The sequence below is a fragment of the Shewanella sp. ZOR0012 genome, from assembly GCF_000798835.1.
In the GTDB taxonomy this organism is placed as follows: Bacteria; Pseudomonadota; Gammaproteobacteria; order Enterobacterales; family Shewanellaceae; genus Shewanella; species Shewanella xiamenensis.
Genome location: NZ_JTLE01000094.1, coordinates 2,495,398 through 2,506,923, shown reverse-complemented (window position 1 = coordinate 2,506,923; position 11,526 = coordinate 2,495,398). Strand labels below are relative to the sequence as shown.

The window sequence follows — 11,526 nt, the reverse complement described above, 5'->3', positions numbered from 1 at the left end:
CGCTTAGCTCAGCCGGGAGAGCACCTCCCTTACAAGGAGGGGGTCACTGGTTCGATCCCAGTAGCGACCACCATAATTCCCCCAAAAACTTTACCCCTAGCTCAACTCAACTATGCTTGATCTTAATCAGCATCTGCTTAACTGAGTCTGTTACCCGATATTCAATCCAATTAAACGCTGCTGATTGTTGCCTTAGGCATATTTGGAGCTCAATACTATGGCCAGCGTCAGTCAATCTGCATCCCTCAGCAATATTGCAGCGTATCTAAAACATACCCATGCCTGTGATGAGCAAACCGCTCTCAAAGAAGCCCGTGAAGTCATGCAAAATCTCGTCAGCATGCGCCAAAAAGGCTTTATTACTGGCTGGTACTTCGATGAACATGGACATTTAGAGCTGCTCCCAAGCGATGAAATCCTCAAACGAATTGGCGAAGATCATGGCTGACTCCCGCATTGCTTCCTCTTCGCCATCTCAGCTATCCCCTGCTTCACAGTCATTTTTCAAACAGCTTTTGATCTAAAAGCAACTTATTTTGCTCAGTTAATCATCAAGCTAAAAACCTCTGTTCATATCCCACAAAATGCAGTTTGGGTGGATTTCCACCCATAGCGAAAATCAACGTGAGCGAGATCTCACCCACAAAACTAAAAGTGTGACAAGCGTCAAATGAACTACACTTTATTAACCAAACACTTACAGAGTGCATCGTAAGTTGGCGTGGTATTTGCCTTTATTAAGACAGACCTCAGGGAAATCAAGGCTGTATTCCTACTCACACTTGGTAACAAACTAACCAAGGCTGAGGACAAATCCTAACAACAGAAAAAGGAACTCAAAATGACATTGAATCAACAAACTGGATTGACCCGTCCACTCAAAACCTTAGTCAAAATGCTCGCCGTTGCCTCCGTATTCGCAACCAGCTTTAACGTATTTGCAGAACCGATTGAAATTAAGTTTTCGCACGTTGTGGCAGAAAATACGCCCAAAGGCCAAATGGCACTGAAGTTTAAAGAACTCGTTGAGCAACGTTTACCGGGTGAATACAAGGTCAGTGTATTTCCTAACTCACAGTTATTTGGGGATAACAACGAGTTAGCAGCACTATTGCTAAACGATGTGCAATTTGTAGCACCTTCACTCTCAAAATTTGAACGTTACACCAAACGCTTACAAGTTTTCGACTTGCCTTTCCTGTTCAATGACATGGATGCAGTAAACCGTTTCCAACAGGGTGAAGCTGGTCAAGCACTACTCAACTCAATGAGCCGCAAAGGGATTGTGGGTTTAGGCTATTTACACAATGGTATGAAGCAGTTTTCTGCTAACGCACCACTCAAGCAACCTTCCGATGCTAAAGGCTTAAAATTCCGTGTAATGGCATCTGACGTATTAGCCGCACAGTTTGATGCAGTTGGCGCTATCCCCGTGAAAAAACCATTCTCTGAAGTGTTCACCCTGCTACAAACCCGCGCAATCGACGGTCAAGAAAACACTTGGTCTAACACTTACTCACAAAAATTCTATGAAGTTCAAAGCCATATTACAGAAAGTAACCATGGCGTATTGGATTACATGGTCGTGACCTCTGATGCCTTCTGGAAAAGCTTACCTGCGGATAAACGTAAAGTGATCAAAGAAGCATTAGACGAATCTATCGCTTTAGGTAACAAGATCGCTGCAGAAAAAGATAACGAAGACAAGCAATTAATCCTTGATTCAAAACGTTCTCAATTGGTGACCTTAACCCCAGCAGAACGTCAACAATGGGTTGATGTGATGAAACCAGTATGGGCTAAGTTTGAAGACCAAGTCGGTAAAGATGTGATTGAAGCCGCTGTTGCTGCAAATAAATAATAATGAAATAAGCCGCTTAATCTCATTTTGAGGTTAAGCGGTATTTAAGCGAGGGGAGTACAGCTGTGATATCGCGAATTTTTGGTTACTTTGAAGAAGGGGTGCTCAATCTCTTGATCACCTTAATGACACTCTTAGTGTTTACAGAGGTAGTGGCACGATTTTTCTTCAATACCGGTTTCTTATGGATCCAAGAACTCACCTTAACCCTGTGTGGTTGGTTTGTACTCTTTGGTATGTCCTATGGGGTGAAAGTCGGCGCTCACATCGGTGTTGATGCGTTTGTAAAAAATCTACCACCTAAAGCTAAAAAGCTCACATCTCTAGTGACAGCATTGATTTGCTTGGCTTATTGCGGACTATTTCTAAAAGGTAGCTGGCAATATCTGTCGCAGATGTACCAAATTGGCGTTCCGATGGAAGATATTCATTTCCCTAAGTTTTTGTTAAACAGCTTAGATCCTGACTTTGCTTGGAACACATTAAAAATTGATATTGAAGACGGCGCTGTGCCAATTTGGTTATCCCAAAGCATTCTATTGATTGGTTTTAGCATGTTGACTTGGCGTTTCTTAGAACTGTTTATCGCTATCCTGCGCAACCAAGTCTCTGGGTTCCAATTTGCCGATGAAGCGAAAGAAAGCATGCATTTAATTGATGAAGCTGCTCAGCACGCACAACAAGAAACAGACAATAAGGAAGCGAAGTAATGGCCATTGCGACCCTCTTTACTGCCCTACTCGTCTGTATGTTTTTAGGTATGCCTATCGCAATTGCGTTAGGTTTCTCGAGCATGCTGACGATTTTATTCTTTTCCAACGATTCCCTCGCCTCTGTGGCATTAAAACTTTATGAGTCATCGTCAGAGCACTATACCCTGCTGGCGATCCCTTTCTTTATTCTGTCCTCGGCTTTCTTATCAACCGGTGGTGTGGCAAGGCGGATCATCGACTTTGCAATGGATAGTATCGGCCATATCCGTGGCGGTTTAGCCATGGCCTCTGTGATGGCCTGTATGTTATTTGCCGCGGTTTCAGGTTCTTCCCCAGCGACAGTAGCCGCGATTGGCTCAATTGTTATCGTTGGCATGGTAAAAGCAGGTTATCCCGAAAAATTTGCTTCAGGGGTAATTACCACCTCTGGCACTTTAGGGATTTTGATCCCACCTTCAATCGTGATGCTAGTATATGCAGCGGCGACAGAAGTCTCTGCGGCTAAAATGTTCATGGCGGGTTTAATCCCAGGCTTAATGATGGGTTTCCTACTGATGATAGTGATTTATATCGTCGCCCGTTTTAAGAATCTGCCATCACGTCCCTTCCCTGGCTTTAAGCAACTGGGAATTTCCAGTGCCAAAGCCTTAGGCGGTCTGGCGCTGATCTTTATCGTGTTAGGTTCAATCTACGGTGGTGTAGCCAGCCCAACTGAAGCCTCTGCCGTGGCCTGTATGTATGCTTACCTTATTGCGGTATTTGGATATCGTGATATTGGTCCATTGAAAAATGTTGCATGGCGTAACCCTAATGAAGCCATCCCAAGCGCGATCGCTCGTAACTTAGGTCATATGGTGCTGGGGCTGATAAAAACCCCAATCGACAAAGAAATTCGCCATGTGGTGCGTGATGGTGCCAAGGTCAGCATCATGCTGCTGTTTATTATTGCCAACGCCATGTTGTTTGCACACGTGCTCACCACTGAACGTATCCCGCATATTATTGCCGAGTATATTGTGGGGATGGGGCTACCCGCTTGGGGCTTCTTAATCATTGTTAACTTACTGCTGTTAGCGGCGGGTAACTTTATGGAGCCATCAGCGATCGTGTTAATTATGGCACCAATTCTATTTCCGATTGCCACTCAACTCGGTATTGATCCTATCCACTTAGGCATCATTATGGTGGTCAACATGGAGATTGGTATGCTAACGCCGCCTGTTGGGCTTAACCTTTTTGTGACTGCGGGGATCACTGGCCGCAGCATTGGTTGGGTGATCCAATCCGTACTGCCATGGTTAGCACTGATGTTGGCCTTCCTGGCGCTGATCACCTACGTGCCACAAATCTCGCTATTCTTGCCAGAATTACTGGATAAGCTTAATGGATATTAATCTTCAGGAATAAAGATTATTCCTTGATTCTAGATAGTTTTTAAGCGAGCCTACTCAGGCTCGCTTTGTTTTATTCAGTGTGGATCAGGATCGCCTGCTATGTTGCCCATGACGCCTAAAGCCAAAAAACGTCTATTCATGACCATAGTGCTACTTGCGGGTTTGTTTGCCATCTTAAAATTAACGTACTGGGTGCATTTTTATCAGGGAAAAATAGACATCCAACAACAATCTGAGAAACAACTCAAAGAGCTAGTCAGCTTCTTAGATGGCGCCCTGTCACGTTATGAAAGCATCCCTCATGTACTCTCAACCAATCCCATGCTCGCCAATGTGCTCAACGATCAACAAAATGCCAAGAAGGTGCAAGAGCTCAACCTGTATTTAGAGGAAATTCAGCATGTGACAGAGGCGTCTGATATTTATCTTATCGATGCCCTCGGCATTGCAGTCGCAGCCAGCAACTGGCAACAGCCATTTTCATTTATCGGCAAAGACTACTCCTTCAGACCCTATTACACCGATGCGATTTCGGGCAATTTAGGCCGCTACTATGCGGTGGGCACTAGCTCGGATAAACGCGGTTTTTACTTTTCTTATCCTATTTATCAGCAAGGCGGAAAAGGCATTCTGGGTGCCATTATTGTGAAAGTGGATATCGCCGATATTGAACAGCAAAGCACCAGTATTGCAATGGCTGGCCAATACCAATTTTTAATCAGCGATCCCGACGATATCGTGTTTATTTCAAGTGTGGATGAATGGCGCTTAACCTCACTCACACCACTGACTCAGGCCAAACAATATGCCTTAAATGCCTCAAAGCGTTACGCCGAACGCCCGATAGGTGAACTATTAATAAAACCGCAATATCAAGAAAATAGCCTCAGCAGCGGCCATATCTACCAAATCCGCCAAGGCAATAATCAAGCGCAATATATGGATACCCACCATTTGATGACTAAAGCGGGTTGGCGAGTACATATTCTTGCACCATTAAAACCGCTACATGACTCTTTACCCGCACTGATGCTGCTATCGGCATCTATCTACTTGCTGCTTGCCTTAGGTTTACTCTTTAGCAGCGAGCGGCGCCGTAACTTGCAGCGTATGCAATTAGCACAAAGTTTGTTAGAGCAACGGGTCGAGGAGCGTACCCAAGATCTGCAGCAGGCAAATGATCGTCTAAAAGATACCCAAGATGAACTGATCCAAGCCGCTAAGCTGACCGTGATTGGTAGTTTATCCGCCAGTATCAATCATGAGCTTAATCAGCCCTTAGCGGCCCTTCGCAGCTACGCGCAAAATACTCAAACTTTCCTTGCCCGCAATATGCAAGATAAGGCACTGGATAACCTGAAAATTATTATTGAGCTGACCGACCGCTTAGCCGATATTGTTGGGCAATTTAAAAGCTTTACCCGTAAGAGCAAAGGTGCGGATAGTGCCACCGATCTTAAGGGCTGTATAAAACAAGCTCTGACCATAGTGCAGCCCGAAATCGACAAACAAGGGGTTGAACTCGATGTATTGCTACCTGAAGGCCAATATCAGGTTTGGGGCGACAAAGTGCGCTTGCAGCAAGTGTTTGTCAATATTATCAGCAATGCGATAGTTGCCATGCAGCAATCTCCAAAACGTACACTGAGTATTAGGGTAAACTGTCAGAACAAGTTCTGTATCAGTATTCAAGATTCAGGCCCTGGAGTACGCGAAAGCCAAATGGAGAAAATTTTTGAGCCTTATTTTACCACTAGCGAGCGTACAGGACTTGGCCTAGGTTTATCCATTTCCCAGCGCATTATTGAGTCTATGCAGGGGCAGATTAATGTTGCCAATGCCGAGGACGGCGGCGCCATTTTCCACATTATTTTACCGATTTATTTAGCTGAGGAACGCCAGTCATCATGAGTCTTCCCAATTCAATTCAAGACTATAGCGTACTGATCATCGACGATGAGCCCCATATTGGCACAGTCCTAGTACAACTGTTTGAGCTTGAAGGCATCAAAGCCTTCGCCACCACCGATCCTAAAGGCATTGCTAAACTCCTTGATAGAGACTGGACAGGTGTGGTGATTTCAGATGTGAATATGCCGCAACTCGATGGCATCAGCCTAATGCAGCAAATTCGCCAGCAAGATCCCGATTTACCCGTCGTGCTACTCACTGGCTTTGGCGATATAGCTATGGCAGTCAATGCGTTAAAGCAAGGTGCCTACGATTTTCTCGAAAAACCCTTTAACAACGAGCATATGTTAGATGTGGTGAAACGTGCCTTGGATAAACGCAGCCTCACCCTCGAAAACCGCAAGTTAAAGAAAGAGTTAGAAAGCCATAACGTGCCAGGGCCGAGAATATTAGGCCACAGCGTCGGCATTTTGCGTATGCGCCATATTATCGACCAAGTTATCGACACCCCCGCAGATGTGCTTATTGAAGGTGAAACTGGCACGGGTAAAGAATTGGTCGCCCGCTATCTGCATGACCACAGTAGTCGCAATCAAGCCAACTTTGTCGCTATTAACTGCGGCGCTATTCCTGAAAATTTAATTGAGAGCGAACTCTTTGGTGCCGAAGCCGGCGCGTTTACCGGCGTCGATAAGCTACGGATAGGTAAGTTTGAGTACGCTAATGGCGGCACACTCTTTTTAGATGAAATCGAAAGTACACCGCTGTCGTTACAAGTCAAACTGCTGCGGGTGCTCGAAGATCGCAAGGTCGAACGCCTAGGCTCCAATAAAAGCATTCATTTGGACATTCGGGTGATTGCCGCCACTAAAGTGGATTTAAAGTCCCTATGTGACACAGGGGAATTCCGCCAAGACTTGCTTTATCGCTTGAATCTGGTGACTGTGCCAATTCCACCACTCAGGGATCGCCGCGAAGATATCCCTTTATTGTTCTTACATTTTGCTCGTATGGCATCAGCGCGCTACCACAAGGCCTTGATTGCCCTCAATGCCGAGCAAAATGCCATCCTTACCTCCCACGATTGGCCGGGTAATGTGCGCGAACTTAGAAACCTCGCTGAGCGTTATGTGTTACTCGGTGGTGAAGCCGCCTTCGCTGGCAGTTTAGGTAATGCACCGAGTCTGCATACCAGTATGTCCTTACTGCAACGGGTTGAGTTTTTTGAGCGTGTCTTGATTGAAGAGGCCTTAAGTCATAACAAGGGCAGTATTAAGCAAACCATGGAACAACTCGAACTGCCCCGCAAAACCTTGTACGACAAGATGCGTAAGTACGATTTAGACCGCAAGCAATATATCAACGCCGACGAATAAGCTTGTCGGTGCCAATAAAAACCCCGCAAACCGGTTCACGGCTGCGGGGTTTGCTTTATCTAAGGAACTTCAAACTCGGATTACAATGCTAATGTTTCAAAAACGCATATTGCAAAAGTGAGTCATTACTCATCCCGCACGCACATGCCTTTTGATGATTTCACATAAGGCGCAAGAATAGGCATCATCCCTTTCATCACTTGTAATGGCAGCGCCGAGGTAAAACTAAAATCATCGGACTTACTGCCCGGTACAAAGGCAGTTAAGGTGCCGAAGTAGTTATCACCTAAGTAAAACACAAAAGTCGCAGTACGGTTCATCGCTGTGGTAGCGACTTTTCGGCCCTGCTGCATCTGGGTCACAATACGGTTATCGCCCGTACCCGTTTTACCGCCAATGGCCAGCATCTCGCCGTTATCATCGGTAAAGATGCCCTTAAGACGTCGTGCAGTGCCGTTTTGAACGACATTTGCCAACGCCGCCTTTAACGCCTGGGCGACTTCATGACGCATCACTCGTTCGCCTTGGGTATTTTGGTTTTCGAGCCGTACTTCATAGGGCGTACCTTCAGCAAAGTGCAATTGATTAATCCGCACCGTCGGTAAACGATAACCATCGTTTTGAATAATCCCCATTAATTCCGCTAAAGCAGCAGGTCTGTCGCCCGAGCTACCGAGCGCCGAACCTAAAGAAGGCACCATAGATTCAAAGGGATAGCCTAAACGCGCCCAACGCTGATGAATATCAAGGAAAGCTTCGACCTCCAGCATTACTTGTACTCGCACATCCCTTGCGTTTTTGTGCCGAGTTCTAAACAGCCAGCGATAGACTTCCTGACGCTCATCTTTACTGGCCTCTTTCACATCGTTGAGGTTAGCTTCAGGATGTTGATTCAAATAATCGAGTACCCAGAGTTCAAGCGGATGCACCCGCGCGATATAACCTTGATCTGGGAGGTTATATTTTTCGGGGCCGTACTTGTTATATAGCTCTTTGATGCGCTTATCGGTGTAACTATTTTGTGGTAGCCGCACCTGTAAAAAGGCCTTAAAGGCGGCGATAGACTCATTAGGCTGCAAATAACGATAAGTCGCAGTGAGTTGTTGTTCAGCTTGGGTTTGACCATCGAAAAACAGTTCTAAACGCTCATTGGGTGCCACTTTCTTATATTTACGGTAGAACTTAGTCACGAAGGTATTGCCTTCACGATCAGCAAATACCCGCAGATATTCCTCTCGGCGAGGATCCTTATCATTGCGCAGTAAGCGCGCCATATTGCCTTCGTTTTGCATGCTGCTGCTGTAGTTGACAATGTCACGCATCAAACGAACAAAGGGCAAATTAATTGAGTCCTGCAACGCTTGATACATGGTCGGAACCTTAAGATCTTCTGTTTTCTTAAAGTTATTAAATACATGCAAACCACCGCCGGTGAAGAACTGCTCATTAGGTGAGGCGGAATATTCCCGTTGCAGCGCAGCATCGAGCATACGATCAAGGCGCCTATCGGGATTGACAATCAAATAGTCAATCGCCCAGCGCGTGAGATGATCGCGAGGTTCAATCACAATCGACTCCAACTCAATGCCGTGTTTTTTCGAATACTTATCGTGAATTTCAGCAATGATCTCAAGGTAAGTCGCGAGCACCCTAAGCTTTGCCGTCGATCCGAGCTCCAACTTACTACCTTCGTTAATATCGAAAGGTTGGTCAGTACTGTCTGTTTGTACCCGTACACGATTGGCCGTGGCGGTTTTTTCATACAGCGTAAAACTGTAGAGTACGTTTTGCAGTTGGCTAGGTTCGAGTAAACGCTCACCTAAAAGTCCGACTTTTTCAGCCGTTGAAGTTTGCCCAAGGCTGCGTAAGTAGTTACTTACTTGCTGTTGTAACTCACTGTGTAGACTACTATTCACGGTTAAATCGAGTCGGTCCAAATCATATAAGCCGACATTCAACATACCCGCGGTACGAATACGGATAGTGTTAACGCCCTTGTCTGCGCCCGATTGGATATTACGCTGAGGTTTAGCGACTTTAAACTGTAATTTTTGTCCTAGTGCGGCATCCCTGAGTTTACGGTCGATCAGATAATATTGGCCGAGTAAACGGATATGGCTATCAACTAGATTCTCTAAATCTTCATGTCCCTGTAATAGGTAATAGGAAGGACGACGCTGAGCAATCATCAGTGCTACCACCTGGCGAAATACTTGGCCACGTTTGGCTGTATTAGCTTTAATTTGGGGTGAAGACAACAGCTGGTTTGCTGTATCGAAATCTGTACCAAACCAAGCCCATAGGCCGTCACCTATGCCATGCACTTCACCGTGGTTAGGGGCTGAGGATAAAGGCACTGTGTTTAAGTAATCTTGGATGATACGTTTACGGGCAGGTTCAGTGATTTCTCCCTGTTGGTACACTCGCACTGTTGCTGAGGCTATTTGTAGCAATTTATCCTTGATACTTAAAGTTAATCCCTGAGAAGAATGGCGGAACTTCTCAATTTGCGTCGCCAGTGTACTGCCACCCGCTGTTGAGACATTCATCCCCACCATTTCAGCGATTTGGCTCATCCCCGCCACAATAAAACGTGGCCAATCAATCACCGGATTTAGTTTTGGCTCTGTGGTCCACAACTCGCGGTTTTCAATAAACAGCAAAGTATTGACGATTTCATTCGGGATTTTATCGTCATCCTGATACACACGTTTTGGATAAGTGAACTCGTAGAGATCGGTATTGCGACAGTCAAGCAAAGTCAAACCCGATTGTGCTTTCTCATGGTAAGGCGGGAAAAAGCCTATCTGGGCGTATTCCTGCAACGCAGGAGAAAACTCAACCTGCTGTGTCACTTGGAAATTACGTTGCAATAAGCGATCAATATATTGTGGCAACTTACTGTAGCCATGACGCTCATCGAAGGGGCCATAACTTGGATAGATAATCGACTGAGTAGGCTCGTTTTTCAGCTCATAGGTCAGAGTTTTAGCGTATTGGTGAATATACTTAGACTGGTAATAAGAGGTTTTGACCTCCTGACCAATCAAAATCGCTAAACAAAAAACAAGAATAAATAATAGAAACCAAGCACGCCCTTTAGATCTAGGCTTACGCTCACGCTTTGCCTTAGGCTCGGGTTGTGGCGGACGAGGACGATAGTTTTCAAATTGCATTTCTTGCGTAGAATTAGGCAAAACGGCTCCAAAAAATCACTTAACACATCCTTTCTACGTGGGATTTTTCCCAACTTATGCTTAATACATCAACATGAAGTACAACGGCAAAACTCACACTTATGCTTATCTGAGTGTATCGCCGCGATACATTCTTATTACCTTGCTCGAACAAGATCTAACTGCTCTTGGATGATGGATTATATGTGTTATATCTCACCATATTTTAATGACTTGGCAGCAAGCCTCAAAGTGGTTAGCACAAAAATTCTTATATTTTGGTTAAGTGCTAACCGAGCTTAGGTTAATCCCAAATAAACTCACGAAAATGTTTACGGCATACCGATTCGTAACTTTCATTACCGCCAATTGCGACCTGCTCACCTTCGCGCATGACTTTTCCTTCACCATCTAGCCGCACCACCATATTCGCTTTGCGACCACAGTGACAAATGGTTTTTAGCTCAATTAATTTATCTGCCCAAGCTAATAAATAATGACTACCACTAAAAAGCTCACCTTGAAAGTCAGTCCTCAATCCATAGCACAATACAGGGATATCTATATTATCAACAATATATGTAAGTTGTTTGACTTGTTCTTTAGTTAAAAACTGGCATTCGTCTACCAACACACAACTCAGATGATTCACTTGATGGGCAGCGGTAATCATTTCAATCAAGTTGTCATCACGGCTAAAAACCTGCGCCTCGGTCTCAATACCAATCCGCGAAGCTACTTTGCCCTTACCGTATCGATCATCGATAGAAGCCGTCATCACTAACGTATTCATACCGCGCTCACGGTAGTTATAGGAAGATTGTAATAAAGAGGTAGATTTACCCGCATTCATTGCTGAATAGTAAAAGTACAATTGCGCCAAAATGAATCCCTTTTTCAAACTGATTGATCATATCTCTGTCACCAGAGTTTATGCCGCTTAGTTTAGCATTGCGCTTGACCCTAGCACACTAGGCCTTTCTCAGCTTTTATACTGAAATCTCAATCTAAATATCTAGAATGGATATTTTAGTGATTTCATGGTCAATCAACTTTGAAAATCATTGTTCGTATTTCTGTTCAACGCTCAACATA

At 44.9% G+C, this 11,526-nt stretch carries 8 protein-coding genes; 6 read left to right on the top strand and 2 right to left on the bottom strand.

The genetic code is table 11. The features are described from left to right. The first annotated feature begins 217 nt into the window (after nt 1–217). The 6 genes from L976_RS12615 to L976_RS12590 all read left to right on the top strand — a co-directional run bounded on the left by L976_RS12615 (nt 218) and on the right by L976_RS12590 (nt 7,255). Nucleotides 218–448, top strand: coding sequence for a hypothetical protein (locus L976_RS12615; RefSeq protein WP_047537196.1), 231 nt, complete (start codon nt 218–220; stop codon nt 446–448). A 393-nt stretch (nt 449–841) separates the two neighbouring features. After that, the gene (locus L976_RS12610) at nt 842–1,861 is read left to right on the top strand and encodes a TRAP transporter substrate-binding protein (protein WP_037420553.1); all 1,020 of its coding nucleotides are present in this window, start codon (nt 842–844) and stop codon (nt 1,859–1,861) included. 65 nt (nt 1,862–1,926) lie between these two features. Beyond that, complete coding sequence (locus L976_RS12605; RefSeq protein ID WP_037420550.1) at nt 1,927–2,571, top strand: TRAP transporter small permease; 645 nt, start codon at nt 1,927–1,929, stop codon at nt 2,569–2,571. After that, nucleotides 2,571–3,968, top strand: coding sequence for a TRAP transporter large permease (locus L976_RS12600; RefSeq protein ID WP_037420547.1), 1,398 nt, complete (start codon nt 2,571–2,573; stop codon nt 3,966–3,968). Before L976_RS12605 ends, L976_RS12600 begins: the two co-directional genes overlap by 1 nt. Nucleotides 3,969–4,067: 99 nt before the next feature. Continuing rightward, complete coding sequence (locus tag L976_RS12595; RefSeq protein ID WP_047537193.1) at nt 4,068–5,879, top strand: sensor histidine kinase; 1,812 nt, start codon at nt 4,068–4,070, stop codon at nt 5,877–5,879. After that, nucleotides 5,876–7,255 (top strand): sigma-54-dependent transcriptional regulator, encoded by a 1,380-nt coding sequence (locus L976_RS12590; protein WP_037420542.1) that lies wholly within the window; start codon nt 5,876–5,878, stop codon nt 7,253–7,255. The genes L976_RS12595 and L976_RS12590 overlap by 4 nt, the downstream gene beginning before the upstream one ends. Nucleotides 7,256–7,380: 125 nt before the next feature. On the opposite strand, the gene L976_RS12585 is transcribed toward L976_RS12590, so the two are convergent. Further along, nucleotides 7,381–10,452 (bottom strand): transglycosylase domain-containing protein, encoded by a 3,072-nt coding sequence (locus L976_RS12585; RefSeq protein ID WP_047537190.1) that lies wholly within the window; start codon nt 10,450–10,452, stop codon nt 7,381–7,383. A gap of 283 nt (nt 10,453–10,735) precedes the next feature. Next, nucleotides 10,736–11,314: a thymidine kinase gene (locus L976_RS12580; RefSeq protein ID WP_037420539.1), complete on the bottom strand. Its 579-nt coding sequence runs from the start codon at nt 11,312–11,314 to the stop codon at nt 10,736–10,738. Nucleotides 11,315–11,526: the final 212 nt, after the last annotated feature.

What these genes read in the sequence shown, in the direction of transcription:
- L976_RS12590 (WP_037420542.1), top strand. Translation starts at nt 5,876, where the DNA reads ATGAGTCTTCCCAATTCAATTCAAGACTATAGCGTACTGATCATCGAC.
- L976_RS12610 (WP_037420553.1), top strand. Translation starts at nt 842, where the DNA reads ATGACATTGAATCAACAAACTGGATTGACCCGTCCACTCAAAACCTTA.
- L976_RS12615 (WP_047537196.1), top strand. Translation starts at nt 218, where the DNA reads ATGGCCAGCGTCAGTCAATCTGCATCCCTCAGCAATATTGCAGCGTAT.
- L976_RS12600 (WP_037420547.1), top strand. Translation starts at nt 2,571, where the DNA reads ATGGCCATTGCGACCCTCTTTACTGCCCTACTCGTCTGTATGTTTTTA.
- L976_RS12595 (WP_047537193.1), top strand. Translation starts at nt 4,068, where the DNA reads ATGTTGCCCATGACGCCTAAAGCCAAAAAACGTCTATTCATGACCATA.